The sequence below is a fragment of the Streptomyces silvisoli genome (assembly GCF_029269905.1).
GTDB lineage: Bacteria > Actinomycetota > Actinomycetes > Streptomycetales > Streptomycetaceae > Streptantibioticus_A > Streptantibioticus_A silvisoli_A.
Genome location: NZ_JARJBC010000002.1, coordinates 387,012 through 410,287, shown reverse-complemented (window position 1 = coordinate 410,287; position 23,276 = coordinate 387,012). Strand labels below are relative to the sequence as shown.

Genomic DNA, 23,276 nt, shown 5'->3' with positions numbered 1-23,276 from the left:
TTGACGTCGGCCTCCACCTTAGTGGCCACCGGCCGGGAACCCCCTCCCGCCGGGTGCTACCGCAACGGCGGCTGGAGCCCCAGCATCCGTTCCACCAGGCGCAGGAACATGCCCGTGGCGCGCACCAGGTCATCCGCCTCGCGCCAGCTCGCGGCACCGGGTATGCCCGCTTCCGCGCGGGCCCTGCGGCTGGCGCCGGAGGCGAACAGGGCGCTCCACTCGGCCAGTTCGGGCGCCACCTCGGGCAGAACCTCCCACGCGCTGCGGATGCGCTGCCTGCGGCGGCCGGTCGGCTGCGGGCGGGCTCGGACGGCGAGCACCGCGGCGGCGGTGCGCAGCGCGGCGAGGTGGGCGGTGGCGTAGCGCTCGTTGGCGGTCGGGAGGGCCGCGGCTTCGTCGAGGCCGGTATGGGCCTGGGCCAGCAGATCGAGGGCGGCGGGCGGTGCGGCCATCTTGCGCAGAACGGGGTGAACGTCGGTGGGCGGACCGGATACCGGGCCGGCGGCGGCGTGACGGTGGCGTGCGCGTGCGTTGGCGGCGGTGGCAGCCATGGCGACCTCCTGTCTTCGGACTCCTGCCTTCCTTCGGACGACGGTGCGAGTCCGTCCACGCTCATAGTGGGGCAGACCACTGACAATCGGCTCTGACCTGCGTAAACACCAGTAACCACGGCCCAGTTGACGCTTCGGCCAACCCCGCCGGGAATACCGCGCCCCTCATGGGGCATACTTTTTTTGAACTGACCAGTCAGTTCAAGTAGGGACGAGTCAGAGGGAGGGCACGTGGGTCGGCACGCCGAAGCACAAACGGACACCGCCGCACCCGGCGGAGCGGCGGTCAGCGCGAACGGGTTCGGACTCAAGGGACCCCGCGGCTGGGTGTTCCGGAACGTCACGTTCGATGCGCCGTCCGGGAGCCTGGTCGCCATCGAGGGACCGTCCGGCACCGGCCGGACCTGCCTGCTGCTGGCACTCACCGGCCGGATGCGCGGCACCGAGGGCCACGCCGAGGTCGCCGGGCACCGTCTGCCCAAGGCTCTGACCGCGGTCCGCCGGATCAGCGCGCTCGGCCCCGTGGACGGCGTGGCGGAACTCGACCCGGCGCTCACCGTGGGCGAGCACCTGCGGGAGCGGGCGCTGCTGCAGCGCCGGTTCGACGGTTCACTGCGCGCCCTGCTGCGGCCCCGCCGTGAACGTGCCGCGCGGGACCGCGCCCGGGCGGAGCAGGCCCTCGCCGCCGCCGGGCTCGACCTGGAGACGCTGCCGAAGGGCCCGCGCACCTATGTGCGGGACCTGGAACGGCTGGAGGCGCTGCGGCTGGGCATCGCACTGGCCCTGATCGGCCGCCCGCGGGTGCTCGCGGTGGACGACGCCGACCACAAGCTGTCCGCCGAGGACCGCGCGGCCGCCTGGACCACCCTCGGGGCGATCGCCGACGCCGGCACCACCGTGCTGGCCGTGTGCACCGAGGCGCCCGAGGACGCGATCACCGTACGCCCGGCCGACGCGGGCACCACCACCAGCGACGAGACCACCGAGACCGAGGAGGAGGCGGCGGATGCGTACGCCGAGGCTGGCCGCGCTTGAGCTGCGCAAGTTCGGCAGGGGGCGGCTGCCGAGGGCCGCGATGGCGGCGCTCCTGCTGCTGCCGCTGCTCTACGGAGCGCTGTACCTGTGGTCGTTCTGGGATCCCTACGGGCGCCTGAACAAGATTCCGGTGGCGCTGGTCAACGCCGATCAGGGCGCGACCGTCGGCGGCAAGAAGCTCACCGCGGGCGATGACATCGTCGCCAAGATGCACGGCAACAGCAGCGGCTTCGACTGGCAGGAGACGGACGCCGCGCACGCCGCCAAGGGCGTCGAGAACGGCAAGTACTACCTGTCGCTGACCATTCCGGCCGACTTCAGCCGCCGCATCGCCTCCAGCGGGGGCAACGACCCGCAGACCGGCGCCCTACAGGTGCGCACCAACGACGCCAACAACTACATCGTCGGCACCATCTCCCGTTCGGTCTTCGCCCAGATCCGCTCGGCCGCCTCGGCCAACGCCTCGAAGGGCTTCTACGACAAGATCTTCGTCTCGTTCTCCGACATCCACGACAAGACGCAGCACGCGGCACAGGGCGCCGACAACCTGCACGGCGGAATCGACAAGGCCCAACAGGCCACCGGCAAGCTGGCCGACGGCCTCAACACCGCCAAGGACGCCAGCGCCCGGATCGGCAACGGCCTCGGCTCACTGCGGTCCGGCAGCAGCGACCTGGCCAGCGGCGCACACACCCTGGCGGACGGCACACAGCAGTTGGCCGACAAGGTCAACGGACTCACCGACAACTACGGCGCGTTCCTGAAGTCGAACAGCAAGCAGATCGGCCTCACCGCCCAACTGATCGCCGACGTCTCCCAGCAGATCCGCGACAACCTCGGTGACCTGCCGCAGAAGTCCTCCAGCATCGCCACCGCCGCGCAGACCGCCGCGGACCTGTCCCGCAAGTACTACGACGCACGTTGCGGCGCCGCGCCCCAACCCGGCGCGGACTGCGCCACGTTGAAGGACATCGCGGACATCAACGCCCAGCAGGCGAGCGACGCCAAGAGCCTCGACGCCTCGCTGAAGACGGACTCCTCCGCGCTGGACAAGCTGGACGGCAACCTCAGGACGCTGCACCAACTGGCGCAGCAGATCGCCGACAACGCACCGAACCTGTCCTCCGACCTGGACACCGCGGTCGCCAAGGTCAACGCGCTGAACAAGGGCGCGCACGACGTCGCCAACGGCGCCGACGGTGTGCGGGACGGCGCCGGCACCGCCAAGAGCGCGGTCGACACCCTGGACTCCGGCATCGGCGATCTCCAGTCCGGCGCGCAGACGCTCAACGGCGGCATGTACAAGCTGTCCGACGGTTCCAACACCCTCGCCACCGGCCTGAAGGACGGCGTCCAGCAGATCCCGGACTACGACGAGAAGGACCGCGACGCACGCAGCGCGGTGATGTCCGACCCCGTACAGCTGCTGTCCCAGGCGACGCACAAGGCGTCGACCTACGGCACGGGCTTCGCCCCGTACTTCATCCCGCTGTCGCTGTGGGTGGGCGCCATGGTGGCGTACATGCTGATGCAGCCGCTGAGCAAGCGAGCGCTGTCCGCGGGCGCCCCGGCGTGGCGGATCGCTTTCGCGGGCTGGCTGCCGGCCGCGGCGGTAGGCGTGCTCCAGGTCGCCGCACTGCTGGCGGTGCTGCACTGGGCGATCGGGTTGCAGATGGCACGGACGGCGGGCACCGTCGGGTTCCTGGTGCTGGTCACCGGATGCTTCGCGGCCATCGTCCAGTGGCTGAACGCCCGCTTCGGACCCGCGGGACGGGTGCTGGTACTGGCCCTGCTGATGCTCCAGCTGACCTCGGCAGGCGGAACGTATCCCGTGCAGACCTCGCCCGCGTTCTTCAACGCGATCCACCCGTTCCTGCCGATGAGCTACATCGTCGACGGGCTGCGGCACCTGATCACCGGCGGCGACCTGTGGCCGGTGTGGCGGGCGTGCCTGGTGCTGCTGGCGTTCACCGCGGGCTCGCTTACCCTCACGGCGTGGAGCGCGAGCCGCAAGCAGGTGTGGACGGTGGATCGGCTCCACCCCGAGATCAGCTTGTGACGGGGAGGAGAATCGGCGCATGAACAGCGCACGACGCCAGGCCACCCGGCAGCGGCTCTACGAGGCCGCGGTCACCCTCATCGCGGAGAAGGGGTTCTCGTCCACGACCGTGGACGAGATCGCCGAGCGCGCCGGGGTCGCGAAGGGCACCGTCTACTACAACTTCGCGAGCAAGAACGACCTCTTCGAGGAGTTGCTGCGGCACGGCGTGGGGTTGCTCACCGCCTCCCTGCGCGAGGCGTCGGAGAACGTGATCGCCCAGGGCGGCAGCCGGGTGGACGCGCTGGACGCGATGATCCGGGCGGGGCTGGTCTTCATCGGCCGCTCCCCGTCGTTCACCCAGCTGTACGTCGCCGAACTGTGGCGCACCAACCGGGCCTGGCAGTCCACCTTGATGATGGTCCGCCAGGAGGCGATCGCGGTGGTGGAGAAGGTGCTGCGGGAGGCGGTGGACCGCGGCGAGCTGAGCGACGAGATCGACGTGCCGCTCACCGCGTCCGCCCTGTTCGGCATGGTCCTGGTGGCCGCGCTCGACTGGCAGGCGTTCCAGCCGGACCGCGACATCGACGACGTCCACGCGGCGCTGTCCCGCCTGCTGCAGGGCCGCGTGGGCGGCGGCTGAGGCCTGGAGCCCCGCGGGCCGGTCCCGGCCGGGGTGACTGTCAGTGGTGCCCGATACAGTCCCTGACATGGCACGAATCGCGGTAATCGGCGCGGGTATGGGCTCGCTGGCGACCGCCGCCCGGCTCGCCACGGGCGGCCACCGGGTGGCGGTGTACGAGCGCTCGGAAACCTACGGCGGCGGCGTCGCCCGGTACGAGCGGGAGGGGTTCGCGTTCGACACCGGCCCCGGACTGCTCCATCTGCCCGCCGTCTACCGCGACTTGTTCGTCAAGACCGGCAAGGAGACGCTGGAGCGCAGCGTCGAGCTGACCCAGGTTGATCCGTCGAGCGAACATCTGCTCCCGGACGGCACGCGCTTCGCGCTGCCCAACGCGTCCCGCGCGGGCGTGGTCGCGGCGCTCGACGAGGCGTTCGGCGGCGGGGCGGGCGAGCGCTGGGGCGAGGTCATGAACAGGGCGCGGGCGGTCTGGGAGGCCACCCGCCGCCCACTGCTGGAGGACACGCTGGCCGCCGACACCGCACCGCTCGGCCGCGACCCGTACCCGGCGCGGCGGCGCGGCCTGTTCGGCCGCGGCTCCGCCTCCACGATCGCCGAGGTGGGCCGCCGCGAGCTGAAGCACCCCGGTCTCGCCGCGCTGCTTGCGGGCTACGTGCTGGGGTACGGGTACGACCCGGCCACCGCGCCGGCCAGTGCGGCGGTGCTGCCGTACATGGAGCAGACCTTCGGTTCCTGGTACGTCGGCGGGGGCCTGCGGGCGCTCGCCGACGCGGTGTTCGAGCGCTGTACGGCGCGCGGGGTCGAGTTCCACTTCGGGGCCGAGGTGGCCGAGGTGGTCGAGAAGGACGGCCGGGCGGTGGGGGTGCGGCTCACCGACGGCACGTTGACGGAGGCCGACACTGTGGTCCGCGGCACCCCGCGCCAGCCGCTTGCGGTGGACCTGGGCCGCTTCACCGTGCTGCTGGCGCTTCGCGGCCCGCGCCCGGCCGGAACGGCGCACCGCACCCTGGTGCACGGTACGGACCGCCCGCACGACGGCCGTCCGGGCACCCCCGCGCCCACGGTGACGGTGCTGCGGCCCGATGACGCCCGGCTGCGACCGGACGACGCGCACGAGTCCGCAACGCTGACGGTCACCGTGCCTGCGCAGGGGCCGGTGGACTGGACGGCTCCGGGCTACGCGGACGCGTTCGCCGACCGGGTGGTCGAGGCGGCCGAGGCCGCGGTCCCGGGGTTGCCCGAGCGGATCCTGTGGCGCGAGGTGCGGACTCCGGTGGACACCGAGCGGCTCACCGGTGTGCCCGGGGGCGCGGTGCCGGGACCGGCGCTGGCCGGGGCGGCAGGTGCGTACCTGCGTACCGGCAACCGCGCCCGGCCCGAGGGCCTGTATCTGGTGGGCGGTTCGGCGCATCCCGGCGGCGGCCTTGCGCACGCCGGAATGTCCGGCGCGATCACCGCCGACCTCATCGCCGGCGGCCCGGGCGGCAGCAGGTAGGCCTCCGGCCAGGTTCCGCGCTTCAGCGGCGGGCGCTCGGACCGCCTGGCCCCGCCAGGGGGTTGCTCGCCGTCACGGCGGTTCTGTTCCGGGGCGAGCCCACCCCGGGCCGTGATCAAGCCCGGCCGCAGGCCCTAGTAGTGGTAGGGGTCGTACGGGTCCGTGGGTTGGGGCTGGTCATGTGCGGGGGGCGCCTGTTGGGGGATGTGGGGCTCGGGGTGGTACTCCGGGTTCCAGACCCCGCCGGGTGGCGTCTCATAGCCGTACTGCGCGGCGGCGTAAGGATCCTGCGCCGGATAGGCGTACTCCCCGTACTGCGGATACTGCTGCTGGCCGTAGCCGTAGTCCGGCTGCGGCGCGTTGCCGAAGACATCCGGCTCGTACGCGTAGGACGGCTGCTGCTGCCACCCGTAGCCCTCGTAGCCGTCGCCCGGGTGCGGCTGGTAGGCGGCGTACTCCCCCGTCTCCTCCGGCATCGGCATCGGCGAGTACACCTGGGTGCTGTCCACACCCTGCGGGTACTCCTCGCTGCCGGTGCCGTACGGCTCGAACTCGGCCGTCTCCAAAGGCGGTTCGGGCTGGGCCGGGGGCTGCTCCGGCGCCGTCGGCACCTCACTCGCCGGGGCGCTCCCCGCTCCGCGGCCCCCTTTGCGGCGGCGGCTGGAACCTGGCCGTCCGCCGAGCGCCCAACCGGCGGCGAAACCGCGCCGGTACGACAGCGTGACGAAGGTCTGCCCGGCCGCGAACGCCGCCGCGCCCAGGCAGATCACGATCACCGACGGCAGGGCGACGCCCAGGACCACGCCGCAGAACCCGGAGAAGGCCAGCAGCCGCCAGCGCAGCCGCGCCTTGTACTGGAGCAGTACCTCGCCCAGCAGCCAGAGCGCCACGACACCGAACGCGATGTAGAGCACCGTGTAGCCCATGCGCGCACTTCCTTTTACCGTTCACCGCCGTCGTATCCCCCGGGGCGCGGATCCGCCCGCTACGACCTTCGGTGCAGACCGAGATTCTCGTAGATTTCCAGCGATGCCGTGGAGTGGTTCAGGGTAATGAAGTGCAGTCCCGGGATGTCCTCGTCCATCAGTCTGCGGCACATCTCGCTGGCGAACTCCACACCGATGGCCCGCACCGCCGCCGGGTCGTCCTGGACCGCGAGGATCCGTTCCGCCAGCGAGGGCGGGAACGGGGCGTTGCCGAGCTGCGAGAAGCGCTCGATCTGCCGGACGTTGGTGACCGGCATGATCTCCGGAATGATCGGCGTCTCGCATCCGGCCCTCGCCACCCGGTCCCGCAGCCGCAGGTAGTCCTCGGCGTTGAAGAACATCTGGGTGATGGCGAAGTCGGCGCCCGCCCGGCACTTGTCCACGAAGTACCGGGTGTCGGACTCCAGGTCGAGGGAGCGCGGATGCATCTCGGTGAAGGCCGCGACGCCCACGCAGAAGTCCCCGGACTCCTTGATCAGCGAGACGAGTTCCGCGGCGTAGCGCAGGCCCTGCGGGTGCGGGACCCACTCGCCCATCGGGTCACCGGGCGGGTCGCCACGGACCGCGAGCATGTTGCGGATTCCGGCGTCCGCGTACTGGCCGATGATGTTGCGCAGTTCGGCGACCGAGTGGTTGACCGCGGTCAGATGCGCGCACGGGGTCAGCGTGGTGTCGGAGACGATGCGGTCGGTGGCGCGGACCGTTCCCTCACGGGAGGAGCCGCCCGCGCCGTATGTCACGGATACGAAGGTCGGCTGGACGGCCTCGATGCGGCGGATGGCGTCCCACAGGGTCCGCTCGCCCTTCTCGGTCTTCGGGGCAGCGAATTCGAAGGAGTACGAGCGCTCGCCGGACGAGAGCAGTTCACGAATGGTGACCGCGCGATCGGTCCTGGTGGAAGAGGTTCCAAGGGCCATGTCGTTCAGGCTAACGGCCAGTGTGGACGGTCCGTAACCAGCTTCCGCGATATGAGCGGTTATGACGGAGTTCCGTCCGCGCCTCGGACGATCTTGGCAAAGCGTGCCGCCGCCTCGGCGGGGTCGTCCGCCTCGGTGATCGCCCGGACCACGACGATCCGCCGCGCGCCGGCGGCCAGCACCTGCTCCACGTTGGACAGGTCGATGCCGCCGATGGCGAACCAGGGGCGTTCGGTGGCCAGCCCGGCCGCGTACTCCACCAGCGGCAGGCCGGGGGCGTGCCGCCCGGGCTTGGTGGGCGTGGGCCACACCGGCCCGGTGCAGAAGTAGTCCGCACCGGGCTCGACGGCGGCCGCGGCCGCTTCGGATTCGGCATGGGTGGAGCGTCCGATGACCACCTCGTCGCCGAGGATGGCGCGGGCGGCGGGCACCGGCAGGTCGCCCTGCCCGAGGTGCAGCACGTCCGCGCCCGCCGCGTGCGCGACGTCCGCCCGGTCGTTGACCGCGAGCAGCTTGCCGTGCCTGCGGCAGGCCTCCCGGAAGACCGCGAGGTGTTCCAGCTCCTCGGCGGCCTCCATGCCCTTGTCCCGCAGCTGCACGATGTCCACGCCGGAGCCGAGGACCGCGTCCAGGAACTGGGGCAGATCGCCCTGCCGCCTGCGGGCGTCGGTGCACAGGTAGACCCGGGCGTCGGCGAGCTGTGCGCGCAGCGCGCGCCCGCGGTTCTCGGCGGTGGTGGTCATACGGTGGCGCTCCCCCCGGATCGGGTCAGACGGCGAGCGCCTGGGCGCGGCGCTTCACCTCGGTTCCGCGATTCTCCCGCAGTGCCTGGGCGGGCGTGCCGGGGAGGGTCGGGTCGGCGGTGAACAGCCACTCCAACGCCTCTTCGTCGGTGAAGCCGTCGTCCCTGAGCAGCGTCAGCGTTCCGGCGAGGCCCTTGATCACCTTGCCGGTGCCGATGAAGTCGGCGGGGACCATCAGAACCCGGTTTTCGCCCCGGCGAACCGCGATGAGCTGACCCTCCTTGATCAGCTGCCGAACGCGGGTCACTTCGACATCGAGCCGCTCGGCGGCGTCGGGCAGGGTGAGCCAGGAAGGAACGAGGGCGTCAATCTTGGGGTCAATCGACGAGTAACCAGTCACGGGGACAAGCGTGCCATCCCGCACCGACAACCGGTACCCGACTGGTTCCCCCGGGGGGAGGCCCGTGGTGCGGCGCCCTTACGGACTGCGTCCATGGGGGGGCCGGGCCTCCGATTCAACGTCACTCTTACGGCCGCCCGCCGCTGGTGGCCGGTGCGCGCGGCACCGCCGGGCCGCGCCGTACTGGACGCCCGCCGTCGCGGCGGGCCCTTCGGAAGCGGCCCCGGGGCGTCACGCCGCGCTGCGGACCGCCGACTTCAGCGGGATGGCGGGGTCCGCGGCCGCCGCGGGGTCCAGTCGGGCGCCGCGTTCGATCAGCTTACGGCCCTGGGCCAGGTCGCGGGGGCGGCCCACGGCGAGCAGTGCGGCCAGCGCGCCGTCCCGCAGCCAGCACACCGACCACGCCGGACCGTCCGGATCGCCGCGCCGCAGCAGTTGGTCGGAGTCCGTGTGGTGGCCCGCGTACTGCACGAAGCGCCCGAACTGCTCGGACCAGAAGTACGGCACCGGGTCGTACGGCTCGTCCTCGCCCAGCAGGTTCGCCGCCGCCGTGCGCGGGCCCTGCACCGCGTTGTCCCAGTGGTGGATGAGCAGCCGCTCGCCGTAGCGGGCGGACGGGAACGACGCGCAGTCGCCGACCGCCAGGACGCCGGGGACCGAGGTGCGCAGCCGGTCGTCGGCGCGTACCGCCCGGTGCTCGTCCAGTTCGACGCCGGAACCGGCCAGCCAGCCGGTCGTCGGGCGCGCCCCGATCCCGATCACCACCGCGCCGGCGATCAGCCGGGTGCCGTCGGAGAGCAGTACGGCGCCCGGTTCCACCCCGGCGACCTGGGCGCCGGTGAGCAGCCGTACCCCGGCCTCCTCGTACCAGCCGCGCATCGGCGCGGAGATCTCGGCGGGCAGCACCCCGGCCAACGGCCGCTCCGCGGCCTCGACCACGGTCACCTCGCAGCCGGACTCGCGGGCCGCGGTGGCGAACTCGGCGCCGATCCACCCGGCGCCGACCACGACCACCTGGCGTTTGGCGGCCAGCACCGGGCGCAGCGCGTTCGCGTCGTCCAGCGTGCGCAGCATGTGCACGCCGGGCACTCCGGCCGCGCCGGGCAGCGTCACCGGTTCCGCGCCGGTGGCGATCACCAGCCGGTCGTACGCGAGAGGGCCGCCGGCCGTCACGACCTGCCGCTCGTCCGGGCGCAGCGCGTCGGCGTGCTGGCCGAGCCGCAGTTCGATGCCGAGTCCGGCGAAGTCCACGTCGAAGGCGGAGCCGTCGGCCGCGCCCAGCAGTACGGACTTCGACAGCGGCGGCCGGTCGTAGGGGTGGTGCGGTTCCGCGCCGAGCAGTGTGATCGATCCACCGAACCCGTGCTCGCGCAGCGACACCGCGGTCTGCACTCCGGCCATTCCGGCCCCGACCACCACGACTCGGCGCACGCTCTGCTCATCCCTCACGCGATCACGGTAGCGCCGTCCGGCGCGGTTTCCGCAGCATCGTGCGGCGAGATCCCTGACACATCGTCACGGCTTGCGGCCGGTTCGCACCGCCGAACCGCGCCGTGGGGGGTGCTCGCCATCGCGGCGGTTTTCTCTTCCGGGGGCAAGCCCCGGCCCCCCTGCGGCTGCGACAGCGCTCACCCCGGCGGAACCCCGTCGCAACGGCGTGGAGCCGGGACTCGCCCCCGGAAAACCCCGCCCGACGACGGGGCCGTGGGCTCGCCCAGAGGAATCCGACGCACCGCAGGGCTTGGCCTCGCCCGAGAAGAATCCGCCAGGCCAGGGGGTATGGGGGCCTGTCCCCGGAAAAGGATCCGCCGGGCGAGCAACCCCGCCAACCGGACCGGCGGTCTGCGACCACCGCCCCCCACACCCCGCGAGGGGCCGCCGGCACCACCCGGCCGGGGTCCCGGGGGGGGTCGCCCCCCGTACCCCACGCAGTAAGGTACGGGTACGCATACGCACTCGCGGGAGCCCGGACGTACCGGGCTGAGAGGGCGGCTGACCGGCCGCCGACCGTACGAACCTGATCCGGGTCATACCGGCGAAGGGAGGAGCGGAACCGTCATGCACGTTTCCGGTTGCCCGCCGCAAGGCGACGTGCTCGTCATCGGTGGCGGAATCATCGGCCTTGTCACAGCCTGGCGCGCGGCCCAGCGCGGGCTGCGAACGGCGGTGGTCGACCCGGCGCCGGGCGGTGGCGCCGCCCGTGTCGCCGCCGGGATGCTCGCCGCCGTCACGGAACTCCAGTACGGCGAGCAGACCCTGCTGGACCTCAACCTGGCGTCGGCGCGCCGCTATCCGTCGTTCGCCGCGGAGCTGACCGAGGCCACCGGCCTCGACCTCGGTTACCGCCCATGCGGGACGCTCGCGGTCGCGCTGGACGCCGACGACCGCGCGGCGCTGCGCGAACTGCACGCGTTCCAGCTGTCCCTGGGCCTGGAGTCCGAGTGGATCAGCGGCCGTGACTGCCGCCGCCTGGAGCCGATGCTGGCCCCCGGCGTGCGCGGCGGTCTGCGGGTGGACGGCGACCACCAGGTCGACCCCCGACGGCTGGCCAACGCCCTGCTGCTGGCCTGCGAGGGCGCCGGGGTGGCCTTCCACCGCGACCTCGTCGAGCGGATCGCCGTGGACGGCGACCGGGCCCGCGGCGCGGAACTGCGCGGCGGCACCTCGCTCACCGCCGAGCACACCGTGCTGGCGGCGGGCAGCCGCAGCGGCGTCGTCGCGGGCCTGCCCGAGCACGTACTGCCACCGGTGCGGCCGGTGAAGGGCCAGGTGCTGCGGCTGCGGATCCCGCGGGCGTACGCGCCGTTCCTGTCCAGGACGGTGCGCGGGGTGGTGCGCGGCGGCCATGTCTACCTGGTGCCGAGGGAGAACGGCGAGCTGGTGGTCGGCGCGACCAGCGAGGAGCTGGGCTGGGACACCGAGGTCACCGCGGGCGGCGTCTACGAACTGCTGCGGGACGCGCACGACCTGGTGCCCGGCATCACCGAACTACCGCTCGCCGAAACCCTGGCCGGGCTGCGTCCCGGCTCACCGGACAACGCGCCGCTACTCGGGCCGACCGCGCTGCCCGGGCTGCTGCTGGCCACCGGCCACCACCGCAACGGGGTGCTGCTCACCCCGATCACCGGCGATGTCATGGCCGAGGCGCTGACCACCGGCGAAGTCCCGCCGTACGCCCGCCCGTTCACCCCCGCACGATTCGCGAACGCACTCCAGGAGCAGGCCGTATGACCGTCTCGCTGAACGGTGAAGCCCGCGAAGTCCCCGAAGGCCTCACCCTTGACCGCCTCGTCGCCACCCTGACCACCGCGCACTCCGGGGTGGCCGCCGCCGTCAACGAAACCGTCGTTCCGCGCAGCCGCTGGACCAGCACCGCGCTCGGCGAGGGAGACCGCGTCGAGGTGCTCACCGCGGTCCAGGGAGGCTGATCACATGGCCGACGACCTGTTCAGGATCGCCGACGCCGCCTTCACCTCCCGCCTGATCATGGGCACCGGCGGAGCGCCCAGCCTTGAGGTGCTGGAGCAGGCGCTGCTGGCCTCCGGGACCGAGCTGACCACGGTCGCGATGCGCAGGCTGGACCCGACCGTGCGCGGCTCGGTGCTTTCGGTGCTGGAGAAGCACGGTATCCGGGTGCTGCCGAACACCGCGGGCTGCCACACCGCCGGGGAGGCGGTGCTGACCGCACGGCTGGCCCGGGAGGCACTGGGCACCGACTGGGTCAAGCTCGAAGTGGTCGCGGACGAGCGCACGTTGCTGCCGGACCCGGTCGAACTGCTCGACGCCGCCGAGACGTTGGTGGACGACGGCTTCGTGGTGCTGCCGTACACCAACGACGACCCGGTGCTGGCCGCCAAGCTGGAGGACGTGGGATGCGCCGCGGTGATGCCGCTGGGCTCGCCGATCGGTTCCGGGCTTGGTATCCGGAACCCCTACAACTTCCAGTTGATCACCGAGCGGGCGTCGGTTCCGGTGATCCTCGACGCGGGCGCGGGCACCGCCTCGGACGCGGCGCTCGCCATGGAGCTGGGGTGCGCGGGGGTGATGCTGGCGTCCGCCGTGACGCGGGCGCAGCAGCCGGTGCTGATGGCGGCCGCCATGCGGCACGCCGTGGAGGGCGGGCGGCTCGCCGCGCGGGCCGGACGGATCCCGCGGCGGCACCACGCGCTCGCGTCCTCACCCGACGAGGGCAGGGCCGCCCTGGACCCGGAACGTCCGGCGTGGGGCGCGGCCGGGACCTGACGGGCACCGGGGTTCCACAGTCCCACCTCGTAAACTCCCTTGCGTGAATACGACCCTGCAGGACCCGCTCGTCGGGCACGTGCTCGACGGCCGGTACCGGATCGAGGCGCGGATCGCCGTCGGCGGGATGGCCACGGTCTACCGGGCCGTGGACACCCGTCTCGACCGCGTGCTGGCGCTGAAGGTGATGCACCCGGCGCTGGCGGGCGACGAGGCCTTCGTCGAGCGGTTCATCCGGGAGGCCAAGGCGGTGGCCCGCCTTGACCACCCCAACGTCGTGGGCGTGTTCGACCAGGGAACCGACGGCACGTACGTCTACCTGGCGATGGAGTACGTGGCCGGCTGCACCCTGCGCGATGTGCTGCGGGAGCGCGGCGCGCTGCCGCCGCGGGCCGCGCTGGACATCCTGGAGCCGATACTGGCCGCGCTGGGCGCCGCGCACCTGGCGGGCCTGGTGCACCGCGACATGAAGCCGGAGAACGTCCTGATGGGCGACGACGGCCGGGTCAAGGTCGCCGACTTCGGCCTGGTGCGCGCGGTGGGCACCGACACCACCTCCACCAGCGGTTCGGTGCTGGGCACCGTGTCGTACCTGGCGCCGGAGCAGATCGAGCACGGCACCGCCGACGAGCGCTCCGACGTCTACGCGTGCGGTGTACTGCTCTACGAGATGCTCACCGGCGCCAAGCCGCACAACGGCGGCACCCCGGCCACCGTGATCTACCAGCACCTGCACGAGGACGTCGGGCCGCCCTCGGCCGCCGTGCCGGGGCTCGCGCCGGAGCTGGACGAACTGGTGACCACCATGGCGTCCCGTAGGCCCCAGCCGCGCCCGGCCGACGCGGTGGCGGCGCTGGGGCGGTTGCGCGCGGCGCGCGACGCGCTCACCGATGAGCAGCTGGACGCGGTACCACCGCAGGCCCTGGCGGGCGCGGAGGACGACGACCGTACGACGGTCATCCGCCGCACCGGCGGCGAGCGCACCGAGGTGATCAACCGCACCAGCCGCTTCCAGCTGCCACCGGACCTGATCAAGCACGAGGAGCCCCCGGCGCCCGGCGGCCCGCGGCGGCTGCCGCGGCGCGGCCTGATAGCGCTCGTCACCGTGCTCGCGGTGCTGTTCGGCACCGGCGCGGTCGTCTGGTACGTGGGTTCCGGGCAGTTCACCAGCGTGCCGCCGGTCCTGGCGCTGTCCAGGGCGCAGGCCGAGCAGAAGCTGCGGGGCGCCGGGCTCGGGGTGCGGGTCAGCGAGGACTTCAGCGAGACGGTCGCCAAGGACCACGTGATCTCCACCGATCCCGGCCCCGGCGCCCGGATCCGCGGCAACGGCACGGTGCGGGTGGTCGTCTCGCGCGGCCCGCAGCGCACCGACGTGCCGCAGGTGGTCGGCAAGCCGCTGGACCAGGCGCAGCGGCAGATCAAGGACGCCGGACTGACCCCGGGCACGGTCGCCAGGGAGTTCAACGACACGGTGCCGGCGGGCGCGGTGATCTCCACCGATCCCGCACCGGGCACCCCGCGCAAGAACGGCGACGCGGTGGCGATCACCGTCAGCCGGGGCAAGGCGGTGGCGGTCCCCGACGTGGTGGGTTCCACGGTCAGCGACGCCGAACAGAAGCTCCAGGCCGCCGGGTTGAAGGCGCAGGTCTCCGGCAGCCCGGTGTACTCGGACTCGGTGCCCAAGGACTCCGTCGCCCAGCAGAGCCCGGCCGACGGCCAGGCCGCGCAGGGCGACACGGTCACCCTCACCGTCTCCAAGGGCCGGCAGTTGTTCAAGGTGCCGGATGTGACCGGTCAGGACACCGACACCGCGAAGCAGACCCTTGAGGCGGCGGGCTTCAAGGTCACCGTGATCAACCTGTTCTTCACCGGCAAGGTCTTCAGCGAGTCGCCCGGCGGCGGTTCGATGCAGCCGAAGGGCACCACGATCACCCTGTGGGCGCGCTGATGGGTACGGCGAGCGGTGCGGTCCGCAACCCGGTCGGCGCCCATGTCCCGGTGGCCGGAGGACTGGCGGCCACCGGCCTGGGGTACGCGCGGGACATCGACGCGGAGACGGTGCAGGTCTTCGTCGCCAACCCGCGCGGCTGGGCGACGCCGGTGGGCAACCCGGCCCAGGACGAGGCGTTCCGCGAACAGTGCGCGGAGGCGGGCATACCGGCGTTTGTGCACGCCCCCTACCTGATCAACTTCGGCTCGCACACCGCGGCGACGGTCGACAACTCGGTGGCCTCGATGCGGCATTCGCTGCGGCGGGGCCGGGCGATCGGGGCGCGGGGCGTGGTGGTGCACACCGGTTCGGCGACCGGCGGGCGCACCCACGCGGTGGCGCTCGCGCAGGTACGGGAGCGGATACTGCCGCTGCTGGAGGAGCTGGCGCACGAGGACGACCCGTGGCTGCTGTTGGAGCCCACAGCCGGGCAGGGCGCCTCGTTGTGCTCGCTGATGGCGGACCTGGAGCCGTACTTCGAGGCGTTGGACCGGCATCCGAGGCTGGGCGTGTGCCTGGACACCTGCCATGTCTTCGCCGCGGGCCACGACCTGGCGGCCCCCGGGGGCATGAAGCAGACGCTGGACCTGCTGACGGAGACGGTCGGCGAGGGGCGGCTGCGGCTGATCCACGCCAATGACTCCAAGGACGTGGTCGGCGCGCACAAGGACCGGCACGAGAACATCGGCGCCGGTCACATCGGCGCGGAGCCCTTCCGGGAGCTGTTCCGCCATCCGGCGACCGAGGGCGTGCCGCTGGTGATCGAGACCCCGGGGCCGAAGGTGAACTACGCGGCCGACGTGGCACGCCTCAAGGCGCTGCGGGCTTAGCGCTTCCAAGGGTCGCGGCCGCTTCGCACCGCCGGTCCACGCCGCGGTGGCTGCCAAGGCGGGTCGGCGGTCCGAGCCAACCGCGACCCGAGGGCGGGATCCGCCGGAAGGCTAGAGCTCTGGGCCGTCGCCCGGTTCCTCCTGGTAGGAGTAGCGCTGTTCGCGCCAGGGGTCGCCGAGGTTGTGGTAGCCGCGCTCCTCCCAGAAGCCGCGGCGGTCGGCGACCATGTACTCCACGCCGCGCACCCACTTGGGGCCCTTCCAGGCGTACAGGTGCGGCACTATCAGCCGCACCGGGAAGCCGTGCTCAGCGGTGAGCAGCTCGCCGCCCCGGTGCGTGGCGAATATCGATTTGTCGTCAGCGAAGTCGTCCAGCCGCAGGTTGGAGCTGAAGCCGTACTCGGCCCAGACCATGACATGGGTGACGTCGGGGGCGGGCGGCGCCAGCTTCAGTACCGTCGAGGTGGCGACCCCGCCCCACTCCACGCCGAGCATGGAGAACTTGGTGACGCAGTGGAAGTCGCCGATCACCGTGGCGTGCGGCAGTGCCGAGAACTCCTCGTGGTTCCAGCAGTGCTTCTCGCCGTCGGCCGTGGCGCCGAAAACCCGGAACTCCCAGCGGTCCGGCTTGAACCTGGGCACCGGCCCGTAGTGCAGAACCGGCCAGCCGCGCTGAAGCCGCTGCCCGGGAGGAAGCTCTCCTTCGCGGCGTTCCGACTGACCCATGACTCCATGGTGACAGACCGGGCGGCATGCTCTTGACCAGCGGTGCGCCAGCCGGTGAGCAATCCGGACAAGCCGCCATGAGTGTGCACTTACTGGATCGCTCCGGGGCTCGGTGCGAGGATGCGCCCATCTGCCCCGCCCCCAGGGCACCAACGAAGGGACGGCGTTGCCATGCAGGGCGACCCCGAGGTGATCGAGTTCCTCAACGAGCAGCTGACCGGCGAACTGACCGCGATCAACCAGTACTTCCTGCACGCGAAGATGCAGGAGAACTTCGGCTGGTACAAGCTCGCGAAATACACCCGGGCCGAGTCGTTCGATGAGATGAAGCACGCGGAGGTGCTCACCGACCGGATCCTGTTCCTGGAGGGGCTGCCCAACTACCAGCGACTGTTCCACGTCAGGGTCGGCCAGACGGTGACCGAGATGTTCCAGGCGGACCGGCAGGTCGAGGTGGAGGCGATCGACCGGCTGCGGCGCGGCATCGAGGTGATGCGGTCCAAGGGCGACATCACCTCGGCCAACATCTTCGAGGACATCCTCGCCGACGAGGAACACCACATCGACTATCTCGACACGCAGCTGGAACTGGTGGAGAAGCTGGGCGAACCGCTCTACATCGCGCAGGTCATCGAGCAGCCGGACGCCTCGTGAACCGGGCTCAGGCCGCCTCGACCGCCGCCGGCACCGGCCGCGGCGCGGCCACGGGCCCGGCGGTGGACGGCATCGCGGAGGGCGCCGCCGGAGTCAGCCGGGCCTGGATCGCGTCACGTGAGGCCTCGCCGCGTGACACACACCCGCCGCCCCGGCCGAGCAGCGCCTGGATGCGGCGGACGCAGGACCCGCAGTCGGTCCCCGCCTTGCACGCGGAGGCCACGTCACGCGGAGTGCAGGCTCCGGCCGCCCGGTGCGCATGCACCTGCGCCTCGGTCACACCGAAGCAGCTGCATACGTACACGCGGTTTCACTCCCAGCGGGTCCCTAGATCAGTGAGGCAAACCTAACCTTACCTGGCGCGGCTGCCCGGGAAAAGCACCGAGGGGCGCGGATCAGTGTGATCCGCGCCCCTCGGCCAGGTCATGGGACCTACTGCTGCCGGTACATCTCCGCCACCAGGAACGCCAGGTCCAGGGACTGGCTGCGGTTGAGCCGGGGGTCGCAGGCCGTCTCGTAGCGCTGGTGCAGGTCGTCCACGAAAATCTCGTCGCCGCCGCCCACGCACTCGGTGACGTCGTCACCGGTCAGCTCCACATGGATACCGCCCGGGTGGGTGCCCAGGCCCTTGTGGACCTCGAAGAAGCCCTTGACCTCGTCCAGCACGTCGTCGAAGCGCCGGGTCTTGTGCCCGGAGGCCGCCTCGAAGGTGTTGCCGTGCATTGGGTCGCACACCCACGCCACCCGGGCGCCGGACGCGGTGACCTTCTCCACCAGTTCGGGCAGCCGGTCGCGGATCTTGTCGGCGCCCATCCGGGTGATGAACGTCAGCCGACCGGGCTCGCGCTCCGGGTCGAGGCGGTCGATCAGGGTGAGCGCGTCCTCGGGGCTGGTCTTCGGGCCGAGCTTGACGCCGATCGGGTTGCGGATCCGGGAGGCGAACTCGATGTGCGCGCCGTCCAGCTGCCGGGTGCGCTCGCCGATCCACACCATGTGCCCGGAGACGTCGTACAGCTTGCCGGTGCGCGAGTCCACCCGGGTCAGCGCCGACTCGTAGTCCAGGATCAGCGCCTCGTGCGAGGAGTAGAACTCGACGGTCTTGAACTCCTCCGGGTCCGTCCCGCACGCCTTCATGAAGTTCATCGCGCTGTCGATCTCCCGGGCGAGCGCCTCGTAGCGCTGTCCGGACGGGGACGACCTCACGAAGTCCTGGTTCCAGGCGTGCACCTGCCGCAGGTCGGCGTAGCCACCGGTGGCGAAGGCGCGCACCAGGTTCAAGGTGGCGGCCGAGGCGTGGTACATCCGCTTCAGCCGCTCCGGGTCCGGAGTGCGGGCCTCGGCGGTGAACTCGAAGCCGTTGACGCTGTCACCGCGGTAGGTGGGCAGGGTGACGCCGTCGCGGGTCTCGGTCGGCTTGGAGCGGGGCTTGGAGTACTGCCCGGCGATCCGGCCGACCTTCACCACCGGCACCGACGCGGCGTAGGTGAGCACGGCGCCCATCTGGAGCAGCGTCTTGAGCTTGCTGCGGATGTGGTCGGCGGAGACCGCGTCGAACGCCTCGGCGCAGTCACCGCCCTGCAGCAGGAACGCCTCGCCACGGGCGACGGCTCCCATACGGCTGCGCAGCAGGTCGCACTCGCCCGCGAAGACGAGCGGCGGATACGACTGGAGGTCCGCGATCACATCGCGCAGAGCCTCGGGGTTGGGCCACTCGGGCTGCTGCGCCGCGGGAAGGTCGCGCCAGGTGTTGCCACCGGCAGTGGATTCAGCGTTCACGGTCACAAGGCCAACACTACGGGGTCCCGTCCAGATCTTTTCTCCGATGCCCGCAAGGTGAGACAACCGGTGTTCATCCGTGGACGTGCGCTAGGGTCGAGGCCATGTACGCACGACCGATGCTCGCCTGCCGCACGGCATGGTGGTGGACCGCTGATCCGGCGGCCCACTGATCACGCGTACCCAAAAGTTTCGCGAAGGCCGCCCGAGGGGCGGCCTTCGGTGTGTCCGGCCGCCCTCCGCATCCCGGAAGGATCCGCCATGGACGCCAGTACCAGCGCACTCGTGGAGCGCCTGTGCTCCCCCGACTGCCCGCCGTTCGCCCTGCTGCACCGCCGTACGCCCGGCCTGGCCACGGACACCGTCGAGCTGCTGCTCGGCCCGGTGACCCGGCACGAGCGGCTGGCCGGCATCCCGCTGCCGTCCGGTGTCCCGGACGGCGGCGCGGCGCTGGACGCGCTGGCGCTGGTGCCGTTCCGGCAGATCCGGGAGCGCGGCTTCGACGTGCGCGACGACGGCACACCGCTGCTGGTGCTGCGGCCTCGGCAGACGCACCGGCTGCCGGTGCCGGAGCTGCTGGCCGCGCTGCCACGGCACGCGGTCACGGTCGAGGGCGGGGCTTTCGACGTGGACGACGAGGCGTACGCGCGGATCGTGCGGCAGGTCGTCGAGGACGAGATCGGCCGGGGCGAGGGCGCGAACTTCGTGATCCGGCGGACGTTCCGCGGCGAGATCCCCGGCTTCACCGCCGCCGACGCGCTCGCCCTGTTCCGGCGGCTGCTGACCGGCGAGCGCGGCGCGTACTGGACGTACGTGGTGCACACCGGCGAGCGCACCCTGGTCGGCGCCAGCCCCGAGGTCCATGTCCGGATGTCGGGGGGCACCGTCGTGATGAACCCGATCAGCGGCACGTACCGCTATCCGGCGACCGGTCCCAGCGCCGAGGGCGTGCTGGCGTTCCTGCGGGACGCGAAGGAGGTCGAGGAGCTGACCATGGTCGTCGACGAGGAGCTGAAGATGATGTGCACCGTCGGTGACCTCGGCGGCCAGGTGGTCGGCCCCCGGCTGAAGGAGATGGCGCATCTCGCGCACACCGAGTACGAGCTGCGCGGCCGCAGTTCGATGGACGTACGGGAGGTGCTGCGCGAGACGATGTTCGCCGCGACGGTGACCGGCTCGCCGGTGCAGAACGCCTGCCGGGTCATCGAGCGCCACGAGCCGCACGGCCGCGGCTACTACGCGGGCGCTCTCGCGCTGATCGGCCGGGACGCGGGCGGCGCGCAGACCCTGGACTCCCCCATCCTCATCCGCACCGCCGACATCACCCCGGACGGACGGTTCGGTGTCTCCGTGGGCGCCACCCTGGTGCGCCACTCCGACCCGCACGGCGAGGTGGCCGAGACCCACGCCAAGGCCGCCGGGGTACTGGCCGCACTCGGGGCAGGCCCGGCCGCCGCACCCGGCACCGGCGGTCCGCGGCCCCGGCTCGCGGACGACATCCGGGTGCGGGCCGCGCTCGACGCGCGCCGGGCGAACCTGGCGCCTTTCTGGCTGCGGATGCGGGAGCGGCGGCAGGCCGAGCCGATCGGCCAGGCGCTGGTGGTCGACGCCGAGGACACCTTCACCGCGATGCTGGCGCACGTACTGCGCTCCTCCGGCCTCGCGGTGACCGTGCGCCGCTACGACGAGCCCGGCCTGCGGGACGCCGCGCTGGCGCATCCCGGCCCGGTGGTCCTCGGCCCGGGGCCCGGCGACCCGTCGGACCGCACCGACCCCAGGATGCGCCAACTGCGCGCGCTGGCCGCCGAGTTGCTCGGCGGCCAGCGCGGCGGCCTGCTCGGGGTGTGCCTCGGGCACGAGCTGATCGCCGCCGAACTGGGCCTGGACATCGTCCGCAAACGGGTGCCGTTCCAGGGCGCGCAGGAGCGGATCGACCTGTTCGGCCGCGCCGAGACGGTCGGGTTCTACAACACCTTCACCGCACGGTGCGACGACGCCGCCGCTCACGAACTGGGCATGCACCGCGTCGAGTTGTCCCGCGACCCGGCCACCGGAGACATCCACGCCCTGCGCGGCCCGGGCTTCGCGGGCGTCCAGTTCCACCCGGAGTCGGTCCTGACGCTGAACGGCACGGGAATCGTCAAGGAGTTGTTGACCACGGTGACGGTCTGAGGGGCCGCGGACGGGTGGGTGGGCGCGAGCCCACCCACCACCGGCGGTCAGCCGAAGAACACCCCGGCTTCCGCGTACAACGCGGGATCAACGGTCTTGAGTTTGGCCGTGGCCTCACCGAGCGCGACGCGGACGATGTCCGTCCCCCGCAGAGCGACCATCTTCCCGAAGTCGCCGTCCTGGACCGCGTCGATCGCATGCAGCCCGAACCGCGTGGCCAGCCACCGGTCGAACGCCGACGGGGTGCCGCCCCGCTGAATGTGCCCCAGGACCGTGGTCCTGGCCTCCTTGCCGGTGCGCTTCTCGATCTCCTTGGCCAGCCAGTCGCCGATCCCGGACAGCCGGACGTGCCCGAAGGAGTCCAACGTGCCGTCCTTGGTGACCAGTTCACCGTCCTTGGGCATGGCGCCCTCGGCGACCACGATGATCGGCGCGTAGCGCACCTTGAAGCGGCTCTCCACCCAGCCGCATACCTCGTCGATGTCGAAGCGCTGCTCGGGGATGAGGATGACGTTGGCGCCGCCCGCGAGCCCGGCGTGCAGCGCGATCCAGCCCGCGTGGCGGCCCATGACCTCGATCACCAGCACCCGCATGTGCGACTCGGCGGTGGTGTGCAACCGGTCGATGGCCTCGGTGGCGATGTTGACCGCGGTGTCGAAGCCGAAGGTGTAGTCGGTGGCGCTCAGGTCGTTGTCGATGGTCTTGGGCACGCCCACGCACGGCACGCCGTACTGGTCGGCGAGGGTGGCCGCCACGCCGAGGGTGTCCTCGCCGCCGATCGCCACCAGAGCGTCCACCTCGTGTTTGGCGAGGTTCTCCTTGACCTTGCGCACCCCGTCCTCCATCTTCAGCGGATTGGTGCGGGACGAGCCGAGGATGGTGCCGCCGCGCGGCAGGATGCCGCGTACCGCCGGGATGTCCAACTGCTTGGTGTGGCCTTCGAGCGGGCCGCGCCAGCCGTCCCGGAAACCCACGAACTCATGCCCGTACTCCTGTACGCCCTTGCGTACCAGGGCTCGGATGACCGCGTTCAGCCCGGGGCAGTCGCCTCCGCCGGTCAGCACTCCGACGCGCATGGATTCCTCCCTGTCTATGACGCTGGCAGCCAACACGGCACACGCTAGCCGTGGTCCAGGTCACAGGGGATCGCCCGTGGCGTGGATTCCCGGCCGTCACAAGGGAGTTGGGGCGCACGCATCACCCAAACGGGTGGCGCGGCCGGTGCGGCGCGAGCCGGTCAGGAACCGGGCCTGTGCTGCTTGGCGGCCTTCTCGGCCTCCTCGGCCTGCTTCTTCGCCTCGGCGATCTGGCGCTTGGCGGCGGTGGCGTAGATGTCCACGTACTCCTGGCCGGAAAGCTTCATGATCTCGTACATGACCTCGTCGGTCACCGAGCGCAGGATGAAGCGGTCGTTCTCCATGCCGTGGTAGCGGCTGAAGTCCAGCGGCTTGCCGATCCGGATGCCGGGGCTCATCAGCTTCGGCACGACCTTGCCCGGCGGCTGGATCTTCTCGGTGTCGATCATGGCGACCGGGATCACCGGTGCCCCCGAGGCGAGCGCGACCCGGGCCAGCCCGCCGGGCTTGCCGCGGTACAGGCGGCCGTCCGGCGAGCGGGTGCCCTCGGGGTAGATGCCGAACAGCTCGCCGCGGGCCAGTACCTCAAGGCCGCTCTTGACCGCCGCCTCACCCGCGCCGCGCGCACCGGAGCGGTCCACCGGCAGCTGGCCCACGCCCTTGAAGAACGCCGCGGTCAGCTTCCCCTTGACCCCGGGTGAGGTGAAATACTCGGCTTTCGCGATGAAGGTGACCTTGCGGTCGAGGACCGCGGGCAGGAAGAACGAGTCGGAGAAGGACAGGTGATTGCTCGCCAGGATCGCCGGGCCTTCCTTGGGGATGTTCTCCAGCCCCTCCACCCAGGGCTTGAAGGCGAGCTTGAGCGACCCGCCGAGCGTCAGCTTCATCACGCCGTAGAACAACCGAGGACCTCCTGTAAGGCGACGGTAGACCTTAACCTGCCCGGGCGGGGGTCCTGCCGCCCGTACATACGAACGCCGCCGCGCGGCGCTTCCGGTGAGG

The 23,276-nt window shown here is 71.8% G+C and carries 22 protein-coding genes and 1 riboswitch; of the genes, 11 read left to right on the top strand and 11 right to left on the bottom strand.

The window, feature by feature from the left end:
• Nucleotides 1–56: 56 nt before the first annotated feature.
• Nucleotides 57–551 carry an SAV_6107 family HEPN domain-containing protein gene (locus P3G67_RS04970; protein WP_269854357.1) on the bottom strand — a complete coding sequence of 165 codons (495 nt, stop codon included), beginning with the start codon at nt 549–551 and terminating at the stop codon, nt 57–59.
• A 231-nt stretch (nt 552–782) separates the two neighbouring features.
• Between P3G67_RS04970 and P3G67_RS04965 the strand changes: the two genes are divergently transcribed.
• The 4 genes from P3G67_RS04965 to P3G67_RS04950 all read left to right on the top strand — a co-directional run bounded on the left by P3G67_RS04965 (nt 783) and on the right by P3G67_RS04950 (nt 5,762).
• The gene (locus tag P3G67_RS04965) at nt 783–1,586 is read left to right on the top strand and encodes an ATP-binding cassette domain-containing protein (RefSeq protein ID WP_276092337.1); all 804 of its coding nucleotides are present in this window, start codon (nt 783–785) and stop codon (nt 1,584–1,586) included.
• Nucleotides 1,558–3,645 (top strand): YhgE/Pip family protein, encoded by a 2,088-nt coding sequence (locus tag P3G67_RS04960; RefSeq protein ID WP_276092336.1) that lies wholly within the window; start codon nt 1,558–1,560, stop codon nt 3,643–3,645. The genes P3G67_RS04965 and P3G67_RS04960 overlap by 29 nt, the downstream gene beginning before the upstream one ends.
• Nucleotides 3,646–3,664: 19 nt before the next feature.
• On the top strand, nt 3,665–4,267 hold the full coding sequence (locus P3G67_RS04955; protein WP_276092335.1) for a TetR/AcrR family transcriptional regulator: 603 nt from the start codon (nt 3,665–3,667) through the stop codon (nt 4,265–4,267).
• 67 nt (nt 4,268–4,334) lie between these two features.
• A complete protein-coding gene (locus P3G67_RS04950; RefSeq protein WP_276092334.1) occupies nt 4,335–5,762 on the top strand; it encodes a phytoene desaturase family protein in 1,428 nt (475 codons plus the stop codon).
• A gap of 134 nt (nt 5,763–5,896) precedes the next feature.
• On the opposite strand, the gene P3G67_RS04945 is transcribed toward P3G67_RS04950, so the two are convergent.
• The 5 genes from P3G67_RS04945 to P3G67_RS04925 all read right to left on the bottom strand — a co-directional run bounded on the left by P3G67_RS04945 (nt 5,897) and on the right by P3G67_RS04925 (nt 10,209).
• Nucleotides 5,897–6,688: a hypothetical protein gene (locus tag P3G67_RS04945; RefSeq protein WP_276092333.1), complete on the bottom strand. Its 792-nt coding sequence runs from the start codon at nt 6,686–6,688 to the stop codon at nt 5,897–5,899.
• Between the two features lie 59 nt (nt 6,689–6,747).
• A complete protein-coding gene (gene metF, locus P3G67_RS04940; protein ID WP_276092332.1) occupies nt 6,748–7,665 on the bottom strand; it encodes a methylenetetrahydrofolate reductase [NAD(P)H] in 918 nt (305 codons plus the stop codon).
• Between the two features lie 59 nt (nt 7,666–7,724).
• Nucleotides 7,725–8,408, bottom strand: a complete 684-nt coding sequence (gene thiE / locus P3G67_RS04935; protein ID WP_276092331.1) for a thiamine phosphate synthase — start codon at nt 8,406–8,408, stop codon at nt 7,725–7,727.
• Between the two features lie 25 nt (nt 8,409–8,433).
• Entirely contained in the window at nt 8,434–8,808 is a 375-nt protein-coding gene (locus P3G67_RS04930) for an Rv2175c family DNA-binding protein (protein ID WP_276092330.1), read from the bottom strand.
• Nucleotides 8,809–9,039: 231 nt separating this feature from the next.
• Nucleotides 9,040–10,209: an NAD(P)/FAD-dependent oxidoreductase gene (locus P3G67_RS04925; protein WP_276092443.1), complete on the bottom strand. Its 1,170-nt coding sequence runs from the start codon at nt 10,207–10,209 to the stop codon at nt 9,040–9,042.
• Nucleotides 10,210–10,756: 547 nt separating this feature from the next.
• Nucleotides 10,757–10,870: riboswitch (TPP riboswitch) on the top strand.
• Between P3G67_RS04925 and thiO the strand changes: the two genes are divergently transcribed.
• From thiO to P3G67_RS04900, 5 genes are all read left to right on the top strand, one after another.
• Nucleotides 10,867–12,039: a glycine oxidase ThiO gene (thiO, locus tag P3G67_RS04920; RefSeq protein WP_276092329.1), complete on the top strand. Its 1,173-nt coding sequence runs from the start codon at nt 10,867–10,869 to the stop codon at nt 12,037–12,039. (Overlaps the previous riboswitch by 4 nt.)
• Nucleotides 12,036–12,236 carry a sulfur carrier protein ThiS gene (gene thiS / locus P3G67_RS04915; protein WP_269854347.1) on the top strand — a complete coding sequence of 67 codons (201 nt, stop codon included), beginning with the start codon at nt 12,036–12,038 and terminating at the stop codon, nt 12,234–12,236. Before thiO ends, thiS begins: the two co-directional genes overlap by 4 nt.
• Nucleotides 12,237–12,240: 4 nt before the next feature.
• Nucleotides 12,241–13,050 (top strand): thiazole synthase, encoded by an 810-nt coding sequence (locus tag P3G67_RS04910; protein ID WP_269854346.1) that lies wholly within the window; start codon nt 12,241–12,243, stop codon nt 13,048–13,050.
• A gap of 43 nt (nt 13,051–13,093) precedes the next feature.
• Nucleotides 13,094–14,998: a Stk1 family PASTA domain-containing Ser/Thr kinase gene (gene pknB / locus P3G67_RS04905; RefSeq protein WP_276092328.1), complete on the top strand. Its 1,905-nt coding sequence runs from the start codon at nt 13,094–13,096 to the stop codon at nt 14,996–14,998.
• A complete protein-coding gene (locus tag P3G67_RS04900; protein ID WP_276092442.1) occupies nt 14,998–15,870 on the top strand; it encodes a deoxyribonuclease IV in 873 nt (290 codons plus the stop codon). The genes pknB and P3G67_RS04900 overlap by 1 nt, the downstream gene beginning before the upstream one ends.
• Nucleotides 15,871–15,981: 111 nt before the next feature.
• Here P3G67_RS04900 and P3G67_RS04895 read toward each other — a convergent pair whose 3' ends face one another.
• Nucleotides 15,982–16,596: a sulfite oxidase-like oxidoreductase gene (locus tag P3G67_RS04895; protein WP_269854344.1), complete on the bottom strand. Its 615-nt coding sequence runs from the start codon at nt 16,594–16,596 to the stop codon at nt 15,982–15,984.
• Nucleotides 16,597–16,767: 171 nt separating this feature from the next.
• On the opposite strand from P3G67_RS04895, the gene bfr reads away from it, so the two are divergent.
• Entirely contained in the window at nt 16,768–17,250 is a 483-nt protein-coding gene (gene bfr, locus P3G67_RS04890; RefSeq protein WP_269854343.1) for a bacterioferritin, read from the top strand.
• A gap of 7 nt (nt 17,251–17,257) precedes the next feature.
• On the opposite strand, the gene P3G67_RS04885 is transcribed toward bfr, so the two are convergent.
• Together P3G67_RS04885 and P3G67_RS04880 are read right to left on the bottom strand one after the other, a co-directional pair.
• Nucleotides 17,258–17,554 carry a (2Fe-2S)-binding protein gene (locus P3G67_RS04885; RefSeq protein WP_276092327.1) on the bottom strand — a complete coding sequence of 99 codons (297 nt, stop codon included), beginning with the start codon at nt 17,552–17,554 and terminating at the stop codon, nt 17,258–17,260.
• A 128-nt stretch (nt 17,555–17,682) separates the two neighbouring features.
• Nucleotides 17,683–19,032, bottom strand: coding sequence for a class II 3-deoxy-7-phosphoheptulonate synthase (locus tag P3G67_RS04880; RefSeq protein WP_269854341.1), 1,350 nt, complete (start codon nt 19,030–19,032; stop codon nt 17,683–17,685).
• 255 nt (nt 19,033–19,287) lie between these two features.
• On the opposite strand from P3G67_RS04880, the gene P3G67_RS04875 reads away from it, so the two are divergent.
• Nucleotides 19,288–21,198, top strand: coding sequence for an anthranilate synthase family protein (locus P3G67_RS04875; RefSeq protein WP_276092326.1), 1,911 nt, complete (start codon nt 19,288–19,290; stop codon nt 21,196–21,198).
• A gap of 47 nt (nt 21,199–21,245) precedes the next feature.
• Here P3G67_RS04875 and P3G67_RS04870 read toward each other — a convergent pair whose 3' ends face one another.
• Both P3G67_RS04870 and P3G67_RS04865 read right to left on the bottom strand, forming a co-directional pair.
• Nucleotides 21,246–22,274 (bottom strand): 6-phosphofructokinase, encoded by a 1,029-nt coding sequence (locus tag P3G67_RS04870; protein WP_276092325.1) that lies wholly within the window; start codon nt 22,272–22,274, stop codon nt 21,246–21,248.
• Between the two features lie 161 nt (nt 22,275–22,435).
• A complete protein-coding gene (locus P3G67_RS04865; RefSeq protein ID WP_269854596.1) occupies nt 22,436–23,161 on the bottom strand; it encodes a lysophospholipid acyltransferase family protein in 726 nt (241 codons plus the stop codon).
• Nucleotides 23,162–23,276: the final 115 nt, after the last annotated feature.